The organism is Arthrobacter sp. K410C (assembly GCF_059090105.1).
In genome coordinates this window covers 276,449-299,718 of the sequence record NZ_JBNHFJ010000003.1, presented here as the reverse complement: position 1 = coordinate 299,718, position 23,270 = coordinate 276,449, and the positions used below count along the sequence as shown (strand labels likewise).

Genomic DNA, 23,270 nt, shown 5'->3' with positions numbered 1-23,270 from the left:
AATGCCACTCATCGAAGTCTCCATCGCCCGCGGCCGGACCCCCGAGCAGCTCCGCTCGCTCATCGCCGAGCTGCACAAGGCAGCCGAAACCTCAGTGGGAGCGGTGCCGGAAAACACCACCGTCATCGTCCGCGAAATCGAGCACGAACACTGGTCCCGCGGCAACCAGACCATCGCCGAACGCAACGCGGCAAACCGCTAAGCAGCAGCCAACCGCCACCGGCGAACGCCACACATCACAAGGAGCCACCACATGCGCTTTTCACTTTTTGTCCACATGGAACGCTGGGACGAATCCGTCTCTCACCGCGAATGCTTCGAGAATCTGACCGAGCTCACCCTCATGGCTGAAGCGGGCGGGTTTAGCACGGTCTGGATCGGTGAGCACCATTCCATGGAGTACACCATCTCACCCAGCCCCATGCCCCAGCTCGCCTACCTGGCCGCCCGTACGTCCAAAATCCGTCTGGGTGCCGGGACCATCATCGCGCCCTTCTGGAATCCGCTCCGGGTAGCTGGGGAGTGCGCGCTCCTGGACGTCATCAGCAACGGGCGGATGGAAGTGGGGCTTGCCCGCGGCGCCTACCAGTTCGAGTTCGACCGCCTGCTGGACGGCATGCCGGCGGTCGACGGCGGCAAGCACCTCCGCGAGCTGGTCCCGGCCGTGCGGAAGCTCTGGGAAGGCGACTACGCGCACGACGGCGAGGTGTGGAAGTTCCCGACGTCCACCAGCGTCCCCAAGCCGATCCAGAAGCCGACGCCGCCCATGTGGATCGCCGCCCGCGACATCTCCTCGCACGAGTTCGCGGTCGCCAACGGCTGCAACGTCATGGTGACCCCGCTCATGAAGGGCGACGAGGAGGTCGAGGACCTGGCACGCAAGTTCGATACCGCCGTCGAAAACAACCCCGGCGTCCCTCGCCCGGACCTCATGGTCCTACGGCACACCCACGTCCACTCCGCGGACGACCCCGAAGGCTGGCGCCGGCCCGCCGAAGGGATCAACAAGTTCTACCGCACCTTCGATGCCTGGTTCGGCAACAAGGCCACTCCGGTCAACGGCTTCCTCGAGCCCAGCCCGGAAGAGAAGTTCGCCGAGCGCGCGGAGTTCACGCCCGAGTCCCTCCACCGCACCGCCATGATTGGAACGCCGGAAGAGGTGATCGAGCGGATCCGCCATTACGAGTCGCTCGGCGTCACCGAGTTCAGCCTCTGGTCGGACAACAGCCTCACGCACGAGGAAAAGAAGCGTTCGCTCGAGCTCTTCATCGAGCACGTCGTGCCGGCCTTCCAGGAGCAGCCGGCGGTTGCCGCGCAGTAGGGTTCAAAAAGCAGGACGGCCGGCTGGTATCCACCAGCCGGCCGTCCCGCTTTTTCCGGCAGTTAGCGCGCCGTCCCCGCCAGCTCATCCGGCTGGACAGATTCGTTGGCCTTGCGGTCCTCGAGGTCATCCAGCGACTTGCCCCGGGTATCGGGGGACAGGAGGGTGGCCAGCGCGGCCACGGCGCAGATGCCGAACGTGGTCAGCCCGATGACCACGGGAATGTTGGTGGAGCCCGGGGGCGCCACCGCCGTGAAAATGCTCGGGAAGAACGAGGCGATCATGAGGCCCAGGTTCTGCGACACCGCGAAGCCGGTGACGCGGATCCGCATGGGGAACTGCTCCTGGAAGAACGTGGCGAAGGTGGCGTTCCACATTTGGAAGAAGAGGCCCTGCACAATGACGATGCAGACGAAGACCATAGCAAGGCTGCCCTGTTCGATGGCCCAGAGGTAGCCGCCGGCCAGCGCGCCGCCGCCCAGTCCGCCCGCCACCATCAGCATCCGCCGGCCGATCTTGTCCGAAAGTGCACCGAACAGCGGAATGGTGGCGACGGCGGCGATGTTGGCCACAAGGGTCACCCACAGGAAGTCGCTGCTGGAGAAGCCGTTGCCGTAGCCCTTCTGCGTTGCGTAGGAGACGCCGAAGATGAGGGTCGCCATGCCGATCACGTTGGTGAAGGTCATCAAGATGCAACGGACCAGGACCCATGGGTAGCTGCGGACCAGGTCAACGAGCGGGAACCGCTGCTTGGCCTTGCCCTCTGCGGACTGTGCCGCATACGCCGGCGGCTCCTGCACGCGGCGGCGGATCACGTAGCCGGCTAGGATCACGAAGGCGCTGAGCAGGAACGGGATGCGCCAGCCCCAGGACTGGAACTGGTCGGCGGGCAGGATCGCGGCAAGCGGGAGCAGGACCGCGGTGGCCAGGATGGAGCCCACCTGCGTGCCCTGGAGGCTGAAGCTTGCGAAGAAGCCGCGCTTGGCGTCGGGGGAGTGTTCCACGATCATTGCGCTGGCGCCGCCCAGTTCACCTGCGACGGCGAAGCCCTGGATGAGCCGGAGGATCACCAGCAGGATCGGCGCCAGGATGCCCACCTGGCCGTACGTGGGCAGCAGGCCGACGGCGAAGGTGGCGAAGCCCATCAGCAGCATGGCGAAGACGAGCACCTGCTTGCGGCCGTGCCGGTCACCGTACGCACCGAGAACGACGGCGCCTACCGGGCGGGAGACGTAGCCCACCGCATAAGTGGCGAGCGACGCGATGATCCCCACGGTGGGGTTCTCAGTGGGGAAGAAGATGGCGGGGAAGATGAGCGTCGCGGCCAGCGAGTACAGCGCAAAGTCGTAGTACTCGAGTGCGCTGCCGATCCAGCCGCTCATCGCGGCTTTCTTGGGGTCCCTCTTGCCGGGACTGGCTTCGGGGACTGGGGACACTGCCCCGGGGGTGGTGCTCATGTGGTGATCCTTCGTCGTCATTGGCAAGGAGCCGGAACCTGGTTCCGTACGGTCAATATGACCTTTGTCGTCCTGCAACGGCTCGTGGAAAGCCCGGCCTTTGAATCGTTTCATCAAGAATACGGCGTGATCCGGGTTACGTCAAAGGTGGATCGTCCGAGACATTCCCGGACGATCCACCTGACTTCCAGTTGTGAAATTCTGCGGCAGAGCCGCGGCGTCGACGAAACCCCTCTCGGGCTACCTGTCAGTCGACGAGGCCGCCCGAAAGTCCCTTCCCCAGCCACTTACGAGCGAGAATGCCGAAGATGACAGGCGGAAGGATGCCAAGGGTGCTGGCCGCGAACATTGATCCCCACTCGACCTGGAAGGCGCCGAAGTATCCGGGGATCGTTGTGGGGAAGGTATTCGCCGTCCGCTGGGTCAGGACGAAGGCGTAGAAGAATTCGTTCCACGTGAGAATGAAAACCAGGGTGGCGGTGGCTATGACACCCGATGCGGCCATGGGCAGTGAAAGCTTCCGGAAGACGCCCCACTCCGAGAGGCCGTCCACCAGTCCGGCCTCTTCGACTTCAGACGGGATGTCCAGGAAGAAGCCGTGCATCATCCAGATACCGAAGGCAAGGTTGTAGACGATGTAGACGGCGATGATTCCAGCGTATGTATCGATGAGGCCTGCGCCTGCTGCCAGCAGATAGATCGGCAGTGCGAAGACCACCGCAGGACCCATGCGTGTGCCCAGGACCAGGAAGAGGAAGCGGTCCTTGTGCTTGCCCTTCATCCGTGCGAGCGCGTGGCCTCCCATTGCGGACAGCACGACGACGATGGCCGTGGTGACCAGTGCGATAAGGAAGCTGTTGAGCAATGCACGGGGGAATGTGCTGCCCAGAACGCGTTCGAACGAGGACCAGTCAGGTGCCTGCAACCAATCGATGGGGATCTGGCGCCAATCGACCTGGGGAGTGACTGCGATGCGGAGCATCACCGCCACCGGCACCAGGCACACCAGGCTGACCAGGATCATTGCAACATAGTTGGGGATGTCCCAAATCTTCCGGGAGTGGAACTGCCGGGGAGGGGTCGACGCGGCCGGGCTGGGACTCCGGGGCGGGACCTCGGCGGCGGTCCTGCGCCTTGAGGTGGTGTGCGAGGTCATTCTGATACTCCCTTGCTTGCTCGGAAGAATTTGACGATGAAGGTGCTGACAACGCTGATGATGACCAGCACTACGAAGCCGACGGCGGCTGAGAAGCCGAGATCCAGATACTGGAAGGCGTTGCGCCAGAGATAGATCGGAAGGGTTTCTGACGACGTCCCGGGCCCGCCGTTGGTCATGATGAAGAGCTTGTCGAACTCACGGAAGCTGTCCATAAACCGAATGAGGGCAACGAGCACCAGCAGCGGACGGATCTGCGGGAGGATGAAGTGCCACAGCTCCTGCCAGGCGTTGGCGCCGTCGATCTTTGCAGCCTCCATGACGTTTTTGGGGACCGTTTCCATGGCTGCCCCCACCACAATCGCCACGAAGGGAGTCCACTGCCAGGCGTCCACGAACGCGACCGTGACCAGTGAGACGCCCGGGATGGACAGGAAACTCGGAGCTGTGAGCCCCACCAGGCTGAACATCCAGGGAATGAACCCGCCCGAGTCAAGGAGGAACCGGAACATGGCTCCGACGACGAGGGGTGCCAGCACCATGGGAACGATCAGGATGATGCGGAAGAGGCCGTGCCCGCGCAGTCTGCGGGCTACCAGCAGGGCGATGGCAATGCCCACGGGGATGCTTACGGCCATCGAGACGGCTGAGAAGGCCGCAGACTGGCCTGCCGCTTGCCAGAACCTCTCGTCCCCGGCAAGGCGGGTGAAGTTCTCGAAGCCGATGTAACGGTTCCCTGCAGGAGCTGTGAGGGTCTCCCGCTTGAACATCAGATTCATGATGTAGATGGTGGGGAAGACCAGGACGACCAGGAAGATCAGTGCTGAGGGTGTCAGCGAAAGAAGCGTGTATCCCCGGCTTGTTTTCATTTCCTATTTCACCTCGTTCGATGCCAGCCACTTCAGGGGGTTGGCTATTGTGAGCTGCGCGAAGATGTCACGTTGGAGTCCAGCCTCCAGCGCGCGGTGCCGGAAGGACTCCGGCAGGTAGGAGATATCGCTGAAGGTGTGGCCTGCAATCGCCTCCGGACCCGTGAACTGCTGGACACTGTCGTGGCTTAGCAGGATCCTGCCGTCCAGTCCCTCGGCGGCGAGCTTCTGGATGAGTTGGATCCAGTGATCGTCGCTGTGGGAGGTATGCCCGATCCTGTCAAAGCCGACGAAAGCTCCCCGCCGGGCTATGTCGATGGCGTATCCAGGAGGTTCCTCGTCGGCGCACACGTGCGAGATGAGGACTTTGGCCAGGTCCACGCCAAATTCGGAGTAGAGCCCGGCCTGTTCGATGCCCAGCGAGCCGGTTGTATGGCTCACTATGGGCGCGCCGGTTTCCCGGTGGGCTTGCGCCGCGGCTTTGATGGCTTTGATCTCGTTGTCCGTAGCTTCACCCTGGCTCGTAGCTACCTTGATGACCCCGCAGCCGCGGCTGAGCTCGGCGGTGAAGGCAGCAGCCAGGTCTTCGACGGCGGCGCGGCGCACCCACGCGGGCTGGTCACTCCACTGCTCGCAGAACGTCCCTGTGCTGGCGATGATGTGGACGCCGCTCCGCTCGCTGACGCGCTGCAGGAAGTCCAGGTCCCGTCCATAACCCGGCGGCGTGCAGTCCACGATGGCCTGGACGCCCATCGTCGGGAGGGCCTTGAGGGCCCGTACGCAATCGTCCTCCGTGGCAAGCGTGGGCGGGGGTGCGTCTCCTTCCTTTTGCCGGTAGTCGATGATGACGTGTTCGTGGGGCAGTACAGCCAGGGCGGGGTCGAGTTCGGCCATGCCCCGTACGGTCTTAACGTGCATATGATCCTCCTCCGGAGAATGAGTCGCCGTAGTCGAACGAAGCGGTAAGGCCGCCGTCGACGACGATGTTGGTGCCGGTCATCGCACCTGCTGTTTCGGGAAACAGCAGGTGCACGATCGAGGGTGCGATGTCCTCCGGGGTGAGGAGCCGGCCAAGTGGATGGCGCCGGGTCAGATGCTCCTGCGCCTGGTCCCCCGCCGGGATGCTCTTGAAGTGGCGTTCCAACAGGGGAGTCATGGTGGTGCCGGGGCACACCGAGTTGACCCGGACGCCGTAGGGTGCCAGCTCTATCGCCAGTGCGCGGGTAAGGGCGACCACGGCGCCCTTGGAAGCCACATAGGCTGCGGAGCGGTCCTGCCCGACGAGGGCCGCGACCGAGGCGACATTGACGATGCTTCCCCGCGATGCGGTGAGGAGGTCCCACAGTTCCCTGGTGCCAACGAGTACCGAGCGGACATTCGTTGCGTAGGTGGCATCAATCTGGGCGTTGGTGGTCTCGGTGAGGGGCGCTATCGGGGCAATGCCGGCGTTGTGGACCAGGGCATCGAGGCGGCCGTACTTCTCGCCGAGGTGACTGGCGAATCCTGCCCAGGCCTCGGCGTCGCCCACGTCAAGGCGGTAAGGGGACAGGCCCTCTTGTTCAGCGGCGGCAAGCGCGGTCCCATCGCGGTCGGCGACGACGGTGGGGCCGTGGGCGACGAGCCTGCGTGCAACTGCCAGGCCGATGCCGCTGGCTCCGCCGGTTACAACTGATACTCGTGGAGCCACAGGTCCACCTCCTTCGCGCCGGCGGGGTCGTTGAGGACCGAACCAAAAAATTCGTCGACGCCGGTGCCCGGCGGAGCGGGCTCCCAGCCCGTAAGGGTTTCCTTCACGCCTGAGCCGGTGAGGATGCACACTGATTCCTCGCCGCCCAGCCCCGCGGCGATGAGGGCTGTCACGGCGGCGCAGGATGACAGTTCGACGTCCAGCCCGTCATAGCGGGCAAGGTCAGTCCTGATGTCACGGAGCAGGGCGTCATCGGCGGCGCTCATGGTGCCGTTGCTGGCCCGGACGCGGTTCAGGAAGAACGTGCCCTCGGGGGCGTACCCGGTAAGCCTGTCCGCGATCGAGGTGGCCTTTGTCAGGACGGGCCCGTCCCACGGCTGGACCTCCTGGCGGCCCTCGGAAAAGGCAGCGGCAATCGGGGCGCAGCCCGCTGCCTGTCCGGCCACCAGGCGGGGGGAAGGCCGTCCTGATTCGGTGAGCCCGCGGGCCGCACCCAGAAGGACCGGGCCCACGCTGACGGCGGCGGCGAGGGAGGCAACGTGCCGATCCTTTAGCTGGGCGGAGATTTCGTGTCCGATGGATCTGCAGGCCCACTCGCAGCCGGAGGCGCCGAAGGTGGAGGCGAGGTTCGGCAGGCCGTATTTGTCTGAGACGAGTTTGGCCAGGTGATGCGCGGCCGCAGGGCCTTCGCCCACGCGGAGGGTGGTGCCCCCGCGCAACTGCACCATGGCCACGATGGGGGTGGGGACCTGTTCCGGGACCAGGACGAGGAGGGGCAGGCCCGCGCGGGCGCAGTGCGTCGCGGCGGCCACTGCCGCGTTGCCTGAGGAGGCGACGACGGCTCCAGGGGCTCCTTCGGCCACCGCTTCACGAACGAGTACGTCCATGACGCGGTCCTTGAAGGACCCGCTGGGATTGGCCCCCTCGACTTTCAGCCAGGTGCCTTCGAGTCCCGGGATCCTGCTCCGGACCAGCGGCGTGTGTGAGGGGGCGCTGTCCGGCCGGGCAGTCCACGGGTCCGTCCTAAGGCACACTCCTCCACACACGGCGCAGTGCCCGGAGGTGCCGGGAAACGCCATTCCGCAGCTCTGGCAGACGGTTTTCATGCCGGCACTTCCCTTCTGGCCGCGAGGCCGGGGAGCTTGGAACCCTGCCACGATCCCTGGCTGATGACCGGAACACCCCCAATAAAGGAGTGCTGCAGTGCGCGGGGGGTGTAGGGGCCCATGGACGGGCCTTCTTCAAGCTTCTCCGGCTGGATGACCAGGACGTCGGCGGGCATCCCGGTCGCAAGGCGCCCGGTGGAAAGACCGAAACGTGCCGCGGTGCGGGACGTCATCCGGGCCACCATCTGCTCGACGGATACATCCAGCAGGCCGCGGTGTGCCCAGTCCAGGAACCGGTAGAAGCTGTTGGTTGCCCGGGGGTGGGGGATGCCGGAGCCGAGGATGCCGTCGGACCCCACGAGGTGGTTGCCGGTGCTGGCAAGGGTTCGGATGTTGTCCGTATGGCCCTGGTCCACCAGTACGCATGCGCGGCCCTGCGCTTGGACGAAGAGCTGCAGGACGGCCCGGCCGCAGGAAATGGCTGCCTCTTCGGCAATGCGCGCAATGGACCAGTAGTCCCAGCGTTCCAACGGGGTCCCCTGGAGGCCTGCCACAAAGATGGCATCCCAGCCCGCCGCGAAGGTGGGGCCGGGACCGCGGACATCCAGCTCAGCAGCAAGGTCCGCTGCCCAAGCCGCGTCGCCCGTGCGGGCGAGGAGGTCCGGCGTGTTCAGGGACTGGATGGAGCGTGGCAGAAGCGCGCCGATGAAGGTGCAGCCGGCTGTATAGGGATAGGTGTCCCACGTGACCTCCTGCCCGGCACGGTGGAGGCGCTCAACGAACTCCCCCGCCATGCCGGCCCGGCCGGGACCGGAGATATGGAAATGTGACAGATGCAGTGACAGGCCGCTGCTGCTGCAGACCTTCAGTGCCTCCTCCAGCGACTCCTCCAGGCCAGGCCCGTAGTCCCGCAGGTGGGTGACATACGGTGTGCCCCTCGGAAGCTCGCCGGTGACATCGATCAACTCGGTGGTTGTCGCGGCCAGCGCCGGGGCATAGCTCAGCCCCGTGGACAGCCCGACTGCGCCCTGGTCCATTCCGGTCTGGAACAGGCGGCGCATCGCTGCGCGCTCTTCTTCTGATGCGTCCCGGAGCCGCCTGCCCATGACCTTTGCGCGGACAGTGCCATGCGGAACCAGGGTGGCCACCCGTGCGAAGGCTCCGCGGTCGGCGAAATCGAGGTAGGACTGCGTGTCGGGGAATTCCTCGTCCGGGAGGGTCCCGGCGATCGGCTCAAGGGTGTCCGCCATGATCCGGCGCGACCCACCATTGGCGAAGGACAGTCCCAGGCCGTCCTGCCCCACTATCTCGGTGGTGACCCCCGCCAGGGCCCTGGCTTCCATGCTTTCCCCTGTCAGCACCGCCGCGTCGGCGTGGGAATGGGCGTCGATGAATCCGGGCACCACCCACAGGCCTCCGACGTCGATGCCGGTGCTGCCATCGACCGGCAGGTCCGGGCCGAGCTCGGCAATCCCTCCATCGACAATTCGCAGGTCTCCCGGGAACCTGCGCGGGGAGACACCGTCAAACACGGTGCCTCCCCGGAGCAGGTAGCTGGTCACTTCAGGTGCCCGGCGTTCTTCATGATGGTGGTCAGCTCCGACTGGGCAGTTTCCAGCGCGTCGTCCACAGACTTGCTGCCGGCGATGGCCGCCGAGATCTCCTTGGTGAAGGTGTCCCCAATGGAGGTGAACTCCGGGTAGAAGGGCCAGTGTTCTGCCGTGGTGCCTTCCCAGCTTGCCTGGAGGGCGGTGCTGAATTCCTCGAGGCCCTTCGAGGCCATGTAGTCGGAGTACTCCGTGCTCTGCAGGACGTTCAGGTTTGGCACGTCAGTACGGTTCAGCTGAGTCAGCTCCTTCATGGTGGTGTCCCGGGACATCCGCCACTGGAGGAACAGCCAGGCGGCGTTCTTGTTCTTGCTCTTCGCCGTGATGGCCAGGCCCTCGTTGTACAGCCACTGAAGCTTCTTGCCGCTGGGGCCGGTGGGAAGGGTGTACCCGACCTTTCCGGCCACCTGGGACTGCTTGGCGTCTTCAAAGATGGTGCCGAAACCGGAAGTATCGAACATCATCGCTGCCTGGCCGGAGGAAAATTTCTCACCGGCCTGCGTGAAGGTCAGGGTCGCGGCGTCGCTGGGCCCGTAATCCTTCATGAGCGTGACAAAGTCGGCCATGGCCTTCTTCATCTCCGGACTGTTGGCCTGCGGATTGCCGTCCTTGTCGAACAGGAGTGCGTCGTAGCCGTAGGACCAGCCGATCTCGGTGCCGAGCGAAGCGAAAGTGGAGGCTCCGCGGGCGCTGAAGGGGATCAGGTCCGGGCGCCTTTCCTGGATCACCTTCGCTGCGGCGAGGATCTCGTCTGTTGTCTGCGGCGGCTGGATCCCCAACTCCTGGAAGATGTCCGCGCGGTAGAAGAACATACCGCCGATGATGGTGTGCGGAAGGGCGTAAAGCTTGCCGTCGATCGTCATGGAATCGAGTGCACCCTTGGGGATATCCCCCATTTCCAGCCAGTCATCCTTAGCCTTGCTCACATACTCGTCGAGGGGCTCCAACCAGTTGGCCGAGACGAATTCAGGCATGTTCCAGAAGGATCCGGATGTGATGTCGTAGGTTCCCGTTCCCGATGTGGAATCCAGGACGAGTTTCTGGCGGGCAGTGGGCTCGTCGTACACCTCAAGATCGACTTTGATCCCGGTGGCCTCCTCGAATTCCCCCTTGAATTGCTGGATGGCCTGGATCTCGTAGCCCTCCTTGAGCAGCACGCGAAGATTCGTGCCCTGGAAGGACTCCCGACCGCCGGTGGGGGTGGTCTCTGTGACGCCGCCGCCTGCGCATGAAGTGATCATCAGGGCGCTGCTGACAAGGGCCGCCAGGCCAGTCAGCAACCCCTTTTTTACTGATTTCATTTAGCCCTCCCGAGCTATTGCATATGATGCAACGGCTGTTGCAAAAGGATGGTTCCATGATTACAGTCGTGGTTTGTAGTGTCAATCACACGCGCGGAGCTGAAACCCAGGGAGTGTTCTTGGAAGAAAAGTCCGGAAAGTCCGCGGCAGACGTCGTCTGCGTGGGCGAGTCCATGGCGATGCTTGTGCCCGAAAACGCTGGTGCGATGGGCTCCGGAACGGCTTTCCGGCTTTCGGTGGCCGGAGCGGAGTCGAATGTTGCGGCGTACCTGTCCATGCTTGGTGCCGATGTCTCATGGATCAGCAAAGTCGGAGCCGACCCCTTCGGCCGCTTCCTTCTGGATGAGATCCACAGCTACGGCGTTGACGTTGGGCACACGGATCAGGACCCCCAGCGCCCCACCGGTGTGGCCTTCAAGGACCGGTCCGAAGCCCAGACCAAGGTCTGGTACTACCGCTCGGGATCCGCGGCGAGCACCATTGGCCCCGAAGCGGCCCGTCTTGTCGGCTCCCTTGGGGCCAGGGTGGTCCATCTCAGCGGGATCACGTCCGCGCTGTCCCCGTCATGCAGGGAGTTCCTGTCTGAGGTCATCAGCACGAGGGCAGCAGGCACCGCTGTGTCGTTCGATGTCAATTGGCGGCCGGCGCTGTGGAAGGGCGACGACGGCCCGCCGGCCATGCTTGCAGTCGCCCGTGCCGCCGACATCGTGTTCGTCGGGCTGGACGAGGCGAACGACCTTTGGGGATCGACACATCCACTGGAGGTGCGGCGGCTCCTCCCCGGCCCTGAGTTCCTTGTGGTGAAGCAGGGCGCTGAAGGCTGCACTGTCTTCCGCCGTGACGAGCAGGTCTTCGTACCCGCCCTCGTCGTCGACGTCGTCGAACCCGTCGGTGCCGGTGACGCATTCGCCGCGGGGTTCCTCTCGGGCTATCTCCGGGGGATGACGATCCGCGACGCCGGGCGCCTTGGGACGATCGTGGCCAGCTGCTCGCTCAGCGTAGTAACAGACATAGGCGCCCTTCCCGGGCGACAATACATAAGTGAGCTGTTGCAGCTCACTGACGAGGCCTGGAGAGGCCATCGGTTCGCGCCCGACCTTACAGAAAGCAGTAGCACACGTGTCCCAAACCGTTGACCGCGCCCTGCAGATCCTTCCGTTCCTGGGGGAGGGCGACAAGGATCTTGCCGAGACCGCGGAGATGCTGGGGGTGCACAAGTCCACCGCCCTGCGCCTGCTCCAGACGCTCGAAGCCCAGGGTTACGTCAGGCACAGCGACACCCACCGCTACCGCCTTGGTCCCCAGCTGTTCAAGCTGGCGGCAGTGGCATTGGGCAGCCTGGACATCCGCCCGATCGCTGCCCCGTACATCCGCATGCTCGGAGAGAAAACCCAGCAGACAGTCCACCTTGCGGCCTTCGACGAAGGCGAGGTGTTCTACATCGACAAGTACGAAGCGCAGACCGCGGTACGCATGTACTCCCGCATCGGGGCCACCGCCCCCCTCTACTGCACCGGCGTAGCCAAGGCGATCATCGCCCAGCGCCCCATCAAGGAGCAGATCGAGCTGGCACACAGGATCAAATACGTCCGGCATACCGAGCGCACCATCGTGACCGCCGAAGCCTATCTGGCGGAACTGGAACAGATCCGCCAGCGCGGTTACGCCATCGACGACCGGGAACACGAGGACTACATCCACTGCGTTGCCGTAGCCATCAGCACCGGATCGGGCACGGTTTCACACGCCATCTCAGTGTCCGCGCCGGTGATCACGTTTCCCCGGGACCAGCTTCTGGAGATCGAACCCCTCCTTCAGGAGGCAGCCGCGGCCATCAGCAGGGAATTCACCTAGGCGCCCGACGCCTGCCGCTGTACTTCGAGGGCCAGCCGCACCGACCAGAGTGCATCTTCAAGGGTCACCGCAGGCTCCTCAACAGTTCCCCGGGTGTGGGCGGCGAAGTACCGGAGCTGATTCGCCAGAGCCCCGGCCGGCACACCATAAACAGACCCCTCAAGCTCGACGGCGGGAGCATATTCTCCCGTGGCGGTCGCAAACGACACCTCTCCCCCGGGGAGGGAAAGGACGGCAAGGGTTTCGTGCGATGAGGCTTCCAGACGCGCGTCGATGTACTTCCGGGTGTGAGGCAGGGTCCAGAGGTTGTCAACGGATGCGATCGTCCCGTCTGCGAACCGGAGGTGGACGAAGACGGCCTGCGGATGGGGCAGGGCCGGGTCGATCCACGATTGGACGGAACTGACATGTTCCAACTCGGAAGGGACCAGGGCACGGATGAGGTCGAAATCGTGGACCATGGCACTCAGGGCGGGATGCGACTCCCCGTGCATCGCCAGGCGCTCACGGGGGACATACCGAACGGCCCGGATGGCCCTGACCGTCTCGCCACGCATCCGCTCCCGCAAGGCGCAGAACGACGGAAGGTAGCGGCTTATGTGGCCCGGGAGTACCAGCCGCCGGAGCTGGGACGGCAGGTTCTCCAGCCCTGCCAGGTCCGCTTCGCTCGTAACCACCGGCTTCTCGACGAGGACCGGAAGACCACGGTCCAGCGCCAGGAGGAGATCCGCCATATGGGCGGCAGGGGGAGTGGCGATGACGACGGCGTCGATCTCGAGCCCTGCGAGGACCGCCTCCAGGCTGCCGAAGGGGCGGGCCCCGTGCAGTTGAGCGGCCTCAAGAGCAGCTGCCTCGTTGCGATCCGCGACCGCGACCAGGTCAAACTCCGGAAGGGCGGCGAGTGTCGCAATATGCCGCCTGCCGAAGTCTCCGGCGCCTACTACCGCGACCCGGATTGATGTGCTGGTCATGGAAACCTCCGATGATTGGTAGGGAGACAATGCATAACGGCATCCGCTTCAAAAAAGCATTCCTCGGCCCGGATTTGGAACCGGCGGACGATGTCTGGATGACCATCAGTGATGGCCTCATTAAGGACCTGGGAACGGGTAAGGGGCCAGGCGACATCCCCCGCCACACCGCCGCCGCGGCCATCCCGGGCCTCGTGGACTGCCACGTGCACCTTGCGCTGTCCGGCGGGGCGGACGTGGAGCAGGAGGCAAGAGCCTCGGACTCTGCTGCCCTGCGAGGCCTGATCGAAACCAACGCCTTCCGCCATCTCCAGTCGGGAGTGACGACAGTTCGGGACCTCGGCAGCCCGGAGGATGCGGTGCTGCATGCGGTAAGGGGCGGCGGTCTGGGTTCCGCGCAAGCCCCGCGGATCGTGGCGGCCGGTGCCATAAGCTCCCCCACCGGCCACGGCAACTTCCTCTCCCGCTGGGCGACGACGCCCGGCGAATATGAGGAAGTTATCGGGGCCATCTCCGGTCTCGCCGCACACTGGATCAAGCTCTTTGCCACTGGCGGTGTAATAACCACCGGCACAGTACCTGGCGCCACCCAGATGGAGCCTTCCCTGATCAGCCACGTGACGGAAGCAGCGCACCGTGCCGGACTGGCGGTGGCAGCCCACGCCCACGGGCGGGACGGGATCAGGAATGCCATCGATGCCGGGGTGGACTCCATTGAACACTTCTCCTACCTCACGGCAGACGAGGCCGCCCTGCTGGCCGGGAGCCGCAGCACGCTGGTCAGCACGCTGGTGGCCACCGAGCGTTTCGTCTCGTCTGACCAGCGGGAGACGGCGAACCCTGAAACCCTGGCCAAAATCCTCGCCCATGCCCCTCACGAGCGCGCCGCGCTGGAACTGGCGGTAGGGACGCACCTGCCCCTGGCTGTGGGAACGGATGCCGGAACAACGTTCAACCCCCACGGGTTCGGGATGCAGGAGCAGGCGCTGCACCTGCACCGCGCCGGCATGGACCCGGCCTCGGTACTTCGCGCCATGACCGTCAACGGTTCCAGGCTCCTGGAGAACGGCACGGGATACCTCGACGTCGGACGGCCGGCGGACATCCTGTGCCTTGACGCCCATCCGCTCGAAGACCTGCGGGCGCTGTACAAGATCAATGAGGTCATCCTGAGCGGCCGTCCTGTTGGTAGGTGACATCGTAGGCCTGGGCAAGGGAGGCATATTTCCCTGAAACCGTCCCGCTGATGGCGCCCATCAGCCGCCGGGCTGCATCCACGAAGTCCACCCGCAGCGGGACGTGACGGAAGTCGATGCCGGACCAGGATTCGTCCACGGCCCGCAGGCACTCCTGCAGCCCCGCCGCGGCAACGAAGTCCCGGTACCAGTCCCTCTCCCGCAGGTCCGCCCGCGGTATGTCGATACGCCGGATGCCTTCAACCTCGGCCCGGAGCACTTCCTCCGAGTGGCGCCACGCGATGAACTGCCGCGCGGCCTCTTCGTTGCGGCAACCGGCAGTGATGCCCAGGCCTTCGGCATAGACGAACTGCGCGGGGCGTGCATCGCCGACGATGGTGTAGCCCATCCGCCCCCGCACCGGCGATCCGGGGTCCTCGAACTGGAAGGCCCAGGCGCTGGTGTCGAAGAGGTGGGAGGCGTGACCGTCGCTCACCAGGTTCCCGACGCCTGCATAGTCCAGCTCTGCCAGGTCCCGGGTTCCACCAGCCAAGGTTTCCACGAGGTCCCCGGCGCCGGCTTCCAAATCCCGTAAGGCGGGTTCACCGGCGTCGGGTAGGAGCTTCACGCCCTTGGCCGCGGCCCAGCCCGAAAAGGTCTCCAGCGAGGAAAACTCTGCGTTGCAGCGTGCCACCAGTCCCATGCCCCGCTCCCGCAGCACAGCGTGTGCGTTGAGAACATCGGTCAGCGACCGTGGGTGCCCCAACCCGGCTGCGTCGAAAGCGTCCTGCCGGTAGGCCAGCATGCCCCCGGTGAGGGTATGGGGCACAGCCCAGAGCAAGCCGTCCCGCCGCAGCGCTCTCAGCGCATGGGGAATGAAGGCACTTTCGTTCAGTCCGACGTCGTCCGTTGCTAGCGGCAGCAGTATGGCTGCGGCCCGCAATTCCTCGACATACCAGAGAGGCACGGTTACCACATCGGCCAACGAGGATCCCTGCACCAGGGCATCATGTGCCACCCCCTCGGGAACTACCTCGAGGGCCACCTCGAGTCCCGTGGAAGCGCGGAATTCCGGCAAAAGACGTCGGATAATTTCGACAGTGTGCCCTGCCTTCAGCCAAACCCGAAGTGACTGCACAATTCCTCCGTTGCAATATGCGCAATGCTCTGGACAGCATGTGCAACAACTATATAGGGTAGTAGCCGCACAGTCTCCCCAAGAATCAAGGAAGCGCCGTGGCCAACGATTCCGACTTCTTCCTCCGCCAGCTGCTGGTGTCGCCTGTGATCGCGATCCTCCGGGGCCTGCCGGCCGCGGAAACAGTGGAGATGGCTGTCCGCTGCTGGGACTCCGGGATCCGCTTGGTGGAGGTCCCGCTCCAGTCCCAGGAAGCGTTCCTCGCGTTGAAGGAAGCCGCAGAGGCTGCTGCAGGCGGCCCCGACCGGCAGATCGGTGCCGGCACCATCTGCACCCCCGAGGACGTTGACCGTGCGCAGGAGGCAGGCGCCCAGTTCCTGATCGCGCCGGGGTTCTTCCCGCCGTCCATCAAGCGGGCCCAGGAGCTCGGGCTCCCCATTTTGCCCGGGGTGGCAACGCCCACCGAGATCCACGGTGCGCTCAGCATGTCCCTGAACGTCCAGAAGCTGTTCCCTGCGGACATGGCAGGTCCGGGCACACTGAAGACCTTGGCCGGGCCGTTCCCGCAGGTCACTTTCGTGGCCGTCGGCGGGGTCACCCCGTCCAACGCCCAGGATTTCCTCGATGCCGGCGCGGTGGGCGTGGGGGTGGGCAGCGCGCTCAGTGATCCGTCCGCCCTTGACTACTTCTCCCATCTCGAAAACAGGACGAAAAGGAAGAACAGTGCAGATGTCTAAGCAGGAGATCACTACCGACCTCGCCCCGATGCCCGTTGCCTCCTACTCGCAAGCCGTGAAAGTCGGGATCACCCTTTACCTCGCGGGACAGGGTGGCTTCGATGCCAAAACCGGCCATCTCGTGGGGGAGGGCATCAAGGAGCAGACCCGCCAGACGCTCCAGAATCTCAAAGACGTGATCGAGGCCGCCGGCGGCAGCATGAACGACTTCGTCACGGTACGTGTGTTCATCAGCGAGCACGGGGAGTTCGCCGGCATGAACGAGGTCTACGGGGAGTTCTTCGACAAGCCCTATCCCGCCCGCACCACAGTCTCAGCCGGGCTGGGACCCGGAATGAAGGTCGAGATTGACGGAATCGCCGTGCTGCCGGAGTGACGGCAGGGAATCCACTGTGAAGCTGGCTGAGGCCGTGGTGGTCTCGGGTGGGCCGGCGGGAAGACGCTCGGCGGGCGGCCGGAGTATCCAGCCGCCCGCCCGAAGCAAAGACTGCTACTTCGTGGTCAGCATGTTCCAAAGGATCAGGTCGTGAGCGTGCTTGGCTTTGTCATCACCGCGGAAGTCCGCTTCCTTGATGCTGCCACCCGTGTCGATTCCGATGCTCGAGGTTGAGGCGAACCTGCCCATCATCGACTTGTTGGAAAGCATGGAGACCGAGCGGATGTTCTTGTAGGGCACTGATACGACGGCGAGCTTGTTTCCTACGAAGCTCTTGTCCTGAAGGATGACGCGCATGTTGGTGATGCCCACGAAGCCGGTACCGACGCCGATACAGTCGTAAACGGCGTAAACGGTTTCGCCCTGCAGGAGCCCGGCCCTAATCTGCTCAAGCTGTTCGAACTTGTCATGGATGATCTCAGTCAAGGTGCAGCCTCCTTCGGCTTATTTGCGGAGCGGAACGCCGTGGGCATCCCGCTGGAAGTAGACGGCTCCTACGAGGATCATGATGCCCTCGATGACGCCCCAAAGGGCGAGGAAGCCCAAGCCAAGCGCACTCAAGACGATCGCCAACACGAGCTGAATGATGCCGATCTTTGTATACCCAAGGTAAAAGCGATGGACACCTAAGGAGCCCAGGAATATCCCCAGCAAACCTGCTGCAATCTTCGACTTGGACTGCGGGTAGCCATAGCCGGGCTGCGGCATGGGTGGTTGTGCCGAGTACTGCGGTGGTTGCGGCATGGGTGGCTGGGCAGAGTAGTACGGCTGCGGCGGCATCGGTGGTTGTGCCGAGTACTGCGGGGGCTGGGGCAGGGGTGGTTGTGAGGAGTTCTGCGGGCCGGGGAAGGGCGGCCGGGTGGGGGATTGGGAACCGTTGTCAGGAGAGGGCGCAGGCTGGCCGTAGGTTTCCTGTCCGGGCGAGTTGGCGTCGGGATGTTGCTGTGTCATGGTTGCTGCCTTCCGGAAAATGATGATGCGGCCCTAGGTGACCGGGCGGCGGCAGTCAACGACGGCATTCCCCAGAATCCATTGCCCTCATAAGTGTGACTGACCACGGGGCAAGTTTCGCTGTTAGTCCTAGTGTTTCCTGCCGCAGACTCCACGGCGTTCAACGACCAAGCACCTTGTACGCCCTCCGAGAACCGCTTAACTTCCAGCCCGGGGCACGGCGCCACCCCCAGCCGCCGGACGTAAACTGACCCTCGCACCACCTTTGTGGACAGTCCGTCAGCCGGGAGCCGCCCATGCTCTGGAAACTGCTTGTTGAATACCTGCGGCCACACCGCACGCTGCTGCTCGTCGTCGTGATCTTCCAGCTGGCGCAGTCCATCGCGTCCCTGTACCTGCCCACGCTGAACGCGGACATCATCGACGAGGGGGTGGCCAAGGGGAACATCGGCTACATCCTGAGCCTCGGCGGCGTGATGCTCGGCATCACCCTGCTGCAGATTGCCTGCGCCATCATCGCCGTCTACTTCGCTGCGAAGGCCGCCATGGGTGTGGGCCGGGACCTGCGCGGCGCCATCTTCCAAAGGGTGGGGGAGTTCTCCGAGCAGGAGGTCACCAAGTTCGGGGCGCCCAGCCTCATCACAAGATCCACCAACGACGTCCAGCAGGTCCAGCAGCTGGTCCTGATGTCCGCCACCATGCTGGTCACCGCCCCCATGCTCAGCATCGGCGGCGTGATCATGGCCATCAGGCAGGACGTGCAGCTGTCCTGGCTGATCGCCGTCGCCGTCCCGGTGCTGCTTCTCGCCGTCGGCCTGATCACGGCCCGGATGGTGCCGCTGTTCCGCAAGATGCAGAAACGGATCGACACCGTGAACCGGGTCCTCCGCGAGCAGCTCACCGGCATCCGAGTGGTCCGCGCCTTCGTCCGCGAGGACATCGAAACGAACCGCTTCGCACAGGCCAATGAGGACGTCACGGACACCGCCCTGCGCGCCGGCCGGCTGATGGCGCTCGCGTTCCCCGTGGTGATGCTGGTGCTGAACGTCTCCAGCGTGGCCGTCATCTGGTTCGGCGCGTTCCGCATCCAGGACGGCTCCATGCAGGTGGGCACCCTGATCGCGTTCCTCAGTTACCTGTTGCAGATCCTGATGTCCGTCATGATGGCCACGTTCATGGCCGTGATGATCCCGCGTGCCGCCGTCTCCGGCGACCGGATCGGCGAGGTCCTGCGGACCGAGTCCAGCGTCCGCCCGCCGGAGCGCCCCGTCACCACCAAGGTGAGGAACGGCGAGCTGGAGATGCGCGACGTCGGATTCGCCTACCCGGGTGCCGACCAGCCCGTCCTGTCCGGGATCAGCTTCACCGCCAGGGCAGGGCAGACGACGGCGATCATCGGCAGCACCGGCGCCGGCAAGACCACCCTGGTGAACCTCATGCCCCGGCTGTTCGACGCGACCACCGGCTCGGTGCGGATGGACGGCGTGGACGTGCGCGAGCTGCACCCGGACCTGCTCTGGGGGCACATCGGCCTGGTCCCGCAGCGGCCGTACCTGTTCAGCGGCACCGTGCGCAGCAACCTGCTCTACGGCAAGCCGGACGCCACGGAGGACGAGCTGTGGGAGGCGCTCCGCATCGCCCAGGCCCGGGACTTCGTGGAGCGGATGGACGAGGGCCTGGACGCGCCCATCAGCCAGGGCGGGACCAACGTCTCCGGCGGGCAGCGGCAGCGGCTGGCCATCGCCCGGGCCCTGGTGAAGCGGCCCGAGCTGTACATCTTCGACGATTCGTTCTCCTCGCTGGACACCGGCACCGACGCCCGGCTCCGGCAGGCCCTCAAGCGCAGCACCGCCGGCGCAACGCTGGTGATCATCGCCCAGCGCGTCTCCAGCATCGTGGACGCGGATCAGATTTTAGTGCTCGACGACGGCAGGATCGTGGGGCGCGGAACGCACAACGAGCTGCTGGAGACCTCGGAGACGTACCGCGAAATCGTCTCCTCCCAGCTGGCGGCGGAGGAAACGGTATGAACCCGCGCCCCTCCTCCGGAACCAGCGCAGGAACCGCACCCGCCTCCAAAACCGGAAGCGCCGACGTCGTACGCATTCCCCGTCCGGCAGGCGGACCGGGAAGGGGCGGGCCGTTCGCGGGGATGAACGTCCCGGCGGAGAAGCCGATGAACTTCTGGCCGTCGGCCAAGCGGCTGCTGGGCAAGCTGCGGCCGGAACGGGCGTGGCTGCTGCTGGTGTTCATCACGGCGGTGGCCGGGGTGGCGCTCTCGGTGATCGGGCCGCGGCTGCTGGGGGAGGGCACCAACCTGATCTTCGCCGGGGTGGTGTCCCGGGACCTGCCGGCCGGGACCACCAAGGAGCAGGTGATTGCGCAGCTGCGGGCGGCGGGGGAGAACCAGCAGGCGGACATGCTGACACCCATGGCGCTGACGCCGGGGCAGGGGATCGATTTTGCCGCGCTGGGGAACGTGCTGACGTGGGCGCTGGTGCTGTATGTGCTGTCGTCCGCGTTTATGTGGGTGCAGGCGTATGTGCTGAACGGGGTGGTGCAACGGACGGTGTTCGGGCTGCGCGGGGAGGTCGAGGCGAAGATCCACCGGCTGCCGCTGCGGTATTTCGACTCGATCCAGCGCGGTGAGCTGCTGAGCCGGGTGACCAACGACGTGGACAACATTTCGCAGAGCCTGCAGCAGACCATCAGCCAGGCGGTCACGTCGGTGCTGACGGTGCTGGGCGTGCTGGTGATGATGTTCATCCTCTCGCCCACGCTGGCGCTGATCGCGCTGGTGACCATTCCGCTGACGCTGGGGATCACGGCGCTGATCGCTAAGCGCTCGCAGAAGCTGTTCGTGGCGCAGTGGAAGCACACGGGGGAGCTGAACGGGCAGATCGAGGAGACCTACACCGGGCATGCGCTGGTGAAGGTGTTCGGCCGGCAGCAGGAGGTGGGCGAGCGGTTCCGGCAGAAGAACGCGGAGCTGTATTCCGCCAGTTTCGGGGCGCAGTTCATTTCCGGGCTGATCATGCCGGCCATGACGTTCATCGGGAACCTGGTGTACGTGGGGATTGCCGTGGTGGGCGGGCTGCAGGTGGCGTCCGGGGCCATGCAGCTGGGCGACGTGCAGGCATTCATCCAGTACTCCCGACAGTTCACCATGCCGCTGGCGCAGCTGGGGTCCATGGCCAACGTGCTGCAGTCCGGGGTTGCCTCAGCGGAGCGGGTGTTCGAGCTGCTGGATGAGGAGGAGGAATCTGTTGAGCCTGCTGCTTCTGCTTCGCCGGTGTTTGGGCGCGGGCGGCTGGTGTTTGAGGACGTGTCCTTCTCGTACTCGCCGGACAAGCCGCTGATCTCTTCGTTGTCTTTGGTGGCGGAGTCGGGGCAGACGGTGGCGATCGTGGGGCCCACCGGTGCAGGAAAGACCACGCTGGTGAACCTGATGATGCGGTTCTACGAGCTGGACGCCGGGAGAATAACGCTCGACGGCGTCGACGTCACCTCGGTCCCGCGGCGCGAGCTGCGCTCGCGGATGGGGATGGTGCTGCAGGATACGTGGCTGTTCGGCGGGACCATCCGCGACAACATCGCCTACGGCCGGCCAGGTGCTTCCGAATTTGAAATTCTCGAAGCCGCACGCGCGACGTATGTGGACCGGTTCGTGCGCTCACTGCCGGACGGGTACGACACCGTGCTGGACGACGAGGGCGCGAACGTCTCCGCGGGGGAGAAGCAGCTGCTGACGATTGCGCGGGCGTTCCTGGCCCGGCCGTCGGTACTGATTCTGGACGAGGCGACCTCTTCTGTGGATACCCGGACCGAGGTGCTGGTGCAGAAGGCCATGAGTGCGCTGCGGAGCGACCGTACGTCCTTCGTGATTGCGCACCGCCTCTCCACCATCCGCGACGCCGACCTCATCCTGGTGATGGAGGCCGGCCGGATCGTGGAGCAGGGCACGCACGCCACACTGCTGGCCGCCGGTGGGGCATATGCCCGGCTGTACGAGGCACAGTTCGCGGCGCCCGTGGCGGAGGTTTGACCGGCGGGGGTACCGCGTGATGGGCGGCACCCCCGCGGTGGCATCGACGCCAGGATGTCATGTGCTTTCCGGAACTTGCGTCTACCGCAGCGCCTTGAAAGCGCGGCCGATTCCATCCAGGAGGCGGTCGGCGTCGTTGCTGGAGAAGGGCATTGGCGGCCGGAGTTTCAGGACGTTTCCTTGGGCTCCGCAGGCGGAGATGAGGATCCGATCCTCGCGGAGGGCGTTCACGATGCCCGCGGCGGCGTCCCCGTCGGGTGTGAGTGAGGACCGGTCAGTGACGAGGTCAACGCCGATAAAGAAGCCGCTTCCGCGGACTTCTGCCACCTGGTCCAGGCCCTGGGCGAGGTCCTTCAACCCGGTGATGATCTTCTCGCCCACCTTCAAGGCGTTGTCGATCAGGGATTCCTCGCGGATCACGTTCAGGACGGCCTGGGCGGCTGCGATGGCTACAGAGTTGCCGCCGAATGTGTTGAAGTAGCGGATGTTCCTGCCGAACTCCACGAGCAGTTCGGGTTTGAAGATGGCCGCAGCGACGGGAATGCCGTTGCCCATGGGTTTGCCGATGGTGACGATGTCCGGAACGATTGCGTGGCGTTGGAAGCCCCACCAGTCCTGGCCCGTCCGGCCAAAGCCTGGCTGTACTTCATCGGCGATGTACAGGCCGCCGGCGGCGTGAACCTCTTCGATGATCGGGCGCAGGAAGCCTGCCGGGCCCGCGAAGACGCCGTCGGAGGAGAAGATGCTGTCGGCGATGAAGGCCGCCAGTCCAATGCCGTGCCGGTGGAGATCGGCGATGGCTGCACGCACCTGGTTCCGGAGGTGGTCCTCGAGGGAGACCTGATCCGATGAGTATCGCAGGGCGTCCGGGGCGTCGATGACGCGTACGTTTGCGCCAAGGGGCACGCCGATACCCAAGGACGGCGAGAAGGACGCGACCTCCGCTGTCAGGCCGTGGTACGCGCCGGAGGTGACGATGATGCCCTGGTTTCCGGTGGCGTATTTTGCCACGCGCATGGCGAGGTCATTGGCCTCGGACCCGGTGCAGGTGAACATGACATGGCCAAGCCCGGCGGGAAACGTGGACAGGAGGTCCTCGGAGTAATCAAGGATGGATTCCTGGACGTAACGGGTGTTGGTGTTCAGGGTCTGCATCTGTTCGTGGACAGCCGCGATGACCTTCGGGTGGCAGTGGCCCACCGAGGGGACGTTGTTGTATACGTCCAGGTATTCGTTTCCGTCCCGGTCAAAGAGTGTGACGCCCTTGCCGCGGACCACTTCCAGGGGAGTGTCGTAGAAGAGCCGGTATCCGGGTCCGAGGCTCTGGTCCCGTCGCCGGATGTTCTTCCGGATCTGATCCGGGAGCTCATCGGTGCGGTTGGGGTCAAATCCGTTGACCATGGCCTTGGAAGGCTTGCGGATGCTTTGGACGGTATTGCTCATCATTTCTCCTTGACGG

General features: G+C 64.9%; 22 protein-coding genes. 9 read left to right on the top strand and 13 right to left on the bottom strand.

Translation table 11 applies throughout. The annotated features are described in order from the left end of the window. The first annotated feature begins 1 nt into the window (after position 1). Positions 2–202: a tautomerase family protein gene (locus AC5RU7_RS08175; RefSeq protein ID WP_494051836.1), complete on the top strand. Its 201-nt coding sequence runs from the start codon at positions 2–4 to the stop codon at positions 200–202. A gap of 51 nt (positions 203–253) precedes the next feature. Next, entirely contained in the window at positions 254–1,321 is a 1,068-nt protein-coding gene (locus AC5RU7_RS08170) for an LLM class flavin-dependent oxidoreductase (protein WP_494051835.1), read from the top strand. A gap of 62 nt (positions 1,322–1,383) precedes the next feature. Here the strand turns inward: AC5RU7_RS08170 and AC5RU7_RS08165 are convergent, their stop codons facing one another. The 8 genes from AC5RU7_RS08165 to AC5RU7_RS08130 all read right to left on the bottom strand — a co-directional run bounded on the left by AC5RU7_RS08165 (position 1,384) and on the right by AC5RU7_RS08130 (position 10,504). Further along, the gene (locus tag AC5RU7_RS08165) at positions 1,384–2,778 is read right to left on the bottom strand and encodes an MFS transporter (RefSeq protein ID WP_494051834.1); all 1,395 of its coding nucleotides are present in this window, start codon (positions 2,776–2,778) and stop codon (positions 1,384–1,386) included. A 247-nt stretch (positions 2,779–3,025) separates the two neighbouring features. Beyond that, the gene (locus AC5RU7_RS08160; RefSeq protein ID WP_494051833.1) at positions 3,026–3,934 is read right to left on the bottom strand and encodes a carbohydrate ABC transporter permease; all 909 of its coding nucleotides are present in this window, start codon (positions 3,932–3,934) and stop codon (positions 3,026–3,028) included. Continuing rightward, complete coding sequence (locus AC5RU7_RS08155) at positions 3,931–4,803, bottom strand: carbohydrate ABC transporter permease (RefSeq protein WP_494051832.1); 873 nt, start codon at positions 4,801–4,803, stop codon at positions 3,931–3,933. Before AC5RU7_RS08155 ends, AC5RU7_RS08160 begins: the two co-directional genes overlap by 4 nt. A 3-nt stretch (positions 4,804–4,806) precedes the next feature. Further along, entirely contained in the window at positions 4,807–5,721 is a 915-nt protein-coding gene (locus AC5RU7_RS08150; RefSeq protein ID WP_494009586.1) for a phosphotriesterase family protein, read from the bottom strand. Then, positions 5,711–6,490 (bottom strand): SDR family NAD(P)-dependent oxidoreductase, encoded by a 780-nt coding sequence (locus AC5RU7_RS08145; RefSeq protein ID WP_494009585.1) that lies wholly within the window; start codon positions 6,488–6,490, stop codon positions 5,711–5,713. Before AC5RU7_RS08145 ends, AC5RU7_RS08150 begins: the two co-directional genes overlap by 11 nt. After that, positions 6,466–7,569 carry a pyridoxal-phosphate dependent enzyme gene (locus tag AC5RU7_RS08140; protein ID WP_494009906.1) on the bottom strand — a complete coding sequence of 368 codons (1,104 nt, stop codon included), beginning with the start codon at positions 7,567–7,569 and terminating at the stop codon, positions 6,466–6,468. Before AC5RU7_RS08140 ends, AC5RU7_RS08145 begins: the two co-directional genes overlap by 25 nt. Before the next feature lie 23 nt (positions 7,570–7,592). Further along, positions 7,593–9,158 (bottom strand): N-acyl-D-amino-acid deacylase family protein, encoded by a 1,566-nt coding sequence (locus AC5RU7_RS08135; protein ID WP_494051831.1) that lies wholly within the window; start codon positions 9,156–9,158, stop codon positions 7,593–7,595. Then, positions 9,155–10,504: an ABC transporter substrate-binding protein gene (locus AC5RU7_RS08130; protein WP_494051830.1), complete on the bottom strand. Its 1,350-nt coding sequence runs from the start codon at positions 10,502–10,504 to the stop codon at positions 9,155–9,157. Before AC5RU7_RS08130 ends, AC5RU7_RS08135 begins: the two co-directional genes overlap by 4 nt. Before the next feature lie 119 nt (positions 10,505–10,623). Between AC5RU7_RS08130 and AC5RU7_RS08125 the strand changes: the two genes are divergently transcribed. Then, positions 10,624–11,640 (top strand): sugar kinase, encoded by a 1,017-nt coding sequence (locus tag AC5RU7_RS08125; RefSeq protein ID WP_494051829.1) that lies wholly within the window; start codon positions 10,624–10,626, stop codon positions 11,638–11,640. Next, positions 11,624–12,358: an IclR family transcriptional regulator gene (locus AC5RU7_RS08120; protein WP_494009581.1), complete on the top strand. Its 735-nt coding sequence runs from the start codon at positions 11,624–11,626 to the stop codon at positions 12,356–12,358. Before AC5RU7_RS08125 ends, AC5RU7_RS08120 begins: the two co-directional genes overlap by 17 nt. On the opposite strand, the gene AC5RU7_RS08115 is transcribed toward AC5RU7_RS08120, so the two are convergent. Next, positions 12,355–13,329, bottom strand: a complete 975-nt coding sequence (locus AC5RU7_RS08115; protein WP_494009580.1) for a Gfo/Idh/MocA family protein — start codon at positions 13,327–13,329, stop codon at positions 12,355–12,357. The two genes, AC5RU7_RS08120 and AC5RU7_RS08115, sit on opposite strands and share 4 nt — an antisense overlap. Before the next feature lie 98 nt (positions 13,330–13,427). On the opposite strand from AC5RU7_RS08115, the gene AC5RU7_RS08110 reads away from it, so the two are divergent. Then, positions 13,428–14,525, top strand: a complete 1,098-nt coding sequence (locus AC5RU7_RS08110) for an amidohydrolase family protein (protein WP_494051828.1) — start codon at positions 13,428–13,430, stop codon at positions 14,523–14,525. Here the strand turns inward: AC5RU7_RS08110 and AC5RU7_RS08105 are convergent. Then, positions 14,494–15,642 carry an ABC transporter substrate-binding protein gene (locus AC5RU7_RS08105; RefSeq protein WP_494009578.1) on the bottom strand — a complete coding sequence of 383 codons (1,149 nt, stop codon included), beginning with the start codon at positions 15,640–15,642 and terminating at the stop codon, positions 14,494–14,496. The two genes, AC5RU7_RS08110 and AC5RU7_RS08105, sit on opposite strands and share 32 nt — an antisense overlap. A gap of 98 nt (positions 15,643–15,740) precedes the next feature. Between AC5RU7_RS08105 and AC5RU7_RS08100 the strand changes: the two genes are divergently transcribed. Together AC5RU7_RS08100 and AC5RU7_RS08095 are read left to right on the top strand one after the other, a co-directional pair. Next, positions 15,741–16,379 (top strand): bifunctional 4-hydroxy-2-oxoglutarate aldolase/2-dehydro-3-deoxy-phosphogluconate aldolase, encoded by a 639-nt coding sequence (locus AC5RU7_RS08100; protein ID WP_494009577.1) that lies wholly within the window; start codon positions 15,741–15,743, stop codon positions 16,377–16,379. Next, positions 16,372–16,755 (top strand): RidA family protein, encoded by a 384-nt coding sequence (locus AC5RU7_RS08095; protein ID WP_494051827.1) that lies wholly within the window; start codon positions 16,372–16,374, stop codon positions 16,753–16,755. Before AC5RU7_RS08100 ends, AC5RU7_RS08095 begins: the two co-directional genes overlap by 8 nt. 114 nt (positions 16,756–16,869) lie before the next feature. Here the strand turns inward: AC5RU7_RS08095 and AC5RU7_RS08090 are convergent, their stop codons facing one another. Together AC5RU7_RS08090 and AC5RU7_RS08085 are read right to left on the bottom strand one after the other, a co-directional pair. Further along, the gene (locus tag AC5RU7_RS08090; RefSeq protein ID WP_494009575.1) at positions 16,870–17,241 is read right to left on the bottom strand and encodes a PH domain-containing protein; all 372 of its coding nucleotides are present in this window, start codon (positions 17,239–17,241) and stop codon (positions 16,870–16,872) included. Between the two features lie 18 nt (positions 17,242–17,259). Continuing rightward, complete coding sequence (locus AC5RU7_RS08085) at positions 17,260–17,766, bottom strand: TM2 domain-containing protein (RefSeq protein WP_494009574.1); 507 nt, start codon at positions 17,764–17,766, stop codon at positions 17,260–17,262. Positions 17,767–18,062: 296 nt separating this feature from the next. Between AC5RU7_RS08085 and AC5RU7_RS08080 the strand changes: the two genes are divergently transcribed. Both AC5RU7_RS08080 and AC5RU7_RS08075 read left to right on the top strand, forming a co-directional pair. Beyond that, a complete protein-coding gene (locus AC5RU7_RS08080) occupies positions 18,063–19,796 on the top strand; it encodes an ABC transporter ATP-binding protein (RefSeq protein WP_494051826.1) in 1,734 nt (577 codons plus the stop codon). Beyond that, positions 19,793–21,811, top strand: coding sequence for an ABC transporter ATP-binding protein (locus AC5RU7_RS08075; RefSeq protein WP_494051825.1), 2,019 nt, complete (start codon positions 19,793–19,795; stop codon positions 21,809–21,811). The genes AC5RU7_RS08080 and AC5RU7_RS08075 overlap by 4 nt, the downstream gene beginning before the upstream one ends. A gap of 81 nt (positions 21,812–21,892) precedes the next feature. On the opposite strand, the gene AC5RU7_RS08070 is transcribed toward AC5RU7_RS08075, so the two are convergent. Then, a complete protein-coding gene (locus AC5RU7_RS08070; RefSeq protein WP_494051824.1) occupies positions 21,893–23,254 on the bottom strand; it encodes an aspartate aminotransferase family protein in 1,362 nt (453 codons plus the stop codon). Positions 23,255–23,270: the final 16 nt, after the last annotated feature.

What these genes read in the sequence shown, in the direction of transcription:
- AC5RU7_RS08175 (WP_494051836.1), top strand. Translation starts at nt 2, where the DNA reads ATGCCACTCATCGAAGTCTCCATCGCCCGCGGCCGGACCCCCGAGCAG.
- AC5RU7_RS08170 (WP_494051835.1), top strand. Translation starts at nt 254, where the DNA reads ATGCGCTTTTCACTTTTTGTCCACATGGAACGCTGGGACGAATCCGTC.
- AC5RU7_RS08165 (WP_494051834.1), bottom strand. Translation starts at nt 2,778, where the DNA reads ATGAGCACCACCCCCGGGGCAGTGTCCCCAGTCCCCGAAGCCAGTCCC.
- AC5RU7_RS08160 (WP_494051833.1), bottom strand. Translation starts at nt 3,934, where the DNA reads ATGACCTCGCACACCACCTCAAGGCGCAGGACCGCCGCCGAGGTCCCG.
- AC5RU7_RS08155 (WP_494051832.1), bottom strand. Translation starts at nt 4,803, where the DNA reads ATGAAAACAAGCCGGGGATACACGCTTCTTTCGCTGACACCCTCAGCA.
- AC5RU7_RS08150 (WP_494009586.1), bottom strand. Translation starts at nt 5,721, where the DNA reads ATGCACGTTAAGACCGTACGGGGCATGGCCGAACTCGACCCCGCCCTG.
- AC5RU7_RS08140 (WP_494009906.1), bottom strand. Translation starts at nt 7,569, where the DNA reads ATGGCGTTTCCCGGCACCTCCGGGCACTGCGCCGTGTGTGGAGGAGTG.
- AC5RU7_RS08130 (WP_494051830.1), bottom strand. Translation starts at nt 10,504, where the DNA reads ATGAAATCAGTAAAAAAGGGGTTGCTGACTGGCCTGGCGGCCCTTGTC.
- AC5RU7_RS08115 (WP_494009580.1), bottom strand. Translation starts at nt 13,329, where the DNA reads ATGACCAGCACATCAATCCGGGTCGCGGTAGTAGGCGCCGGAGACTTC.
- AC5RU7_RS08110 (WP_494051828.1), top strand. Translation starts at nt 13,428, where the DNA reads ATGACCATCAGTGATGGCCTCATTAAGGACCTGGGAACGGGTAAGGGG.
- AC5RU7_RS08095 (WP_494051827.1), top strand. Translation starts at nt 16,372, where the DNA reads ATGTCTAAGCAGGAGATCACTACCGACCTCGCCCCGATGCCCGTTGCC.
- AC5RU7_RS08085 (WP_494009574.1), bottom strand. Translation starts at nt 17,766, where the DNA reads ATGACACAGCAACATCCCGACGCCAACTCGCCCGGACAGGAAACCTAC.
- AC5RU7_RS08080 (WP_494051826.1), top strand. Translation starts at nt 18,063, where the DNA reads ATGCTCTGGAAACTGCTTGTTGAATACCTGCGGCCACACCGCACGCTG.
- AC5RU7_RS08075 (WP_494051825.1), top strand. Translation starts at nt 19,793, where the DNA reads ATGAACCCGCGCCCCTCCTCCGGAACCAGCGCAGGAACCGCACCCGCC.
- AC5RU7_RS08070 (WP_494051824.1), bottom strand. Translation starts at nt 23,254, where the DNA reads ATGAGCAATACCGTCCAAAGCATCCGCAAGCCTTCCAAGGCCATGGTC.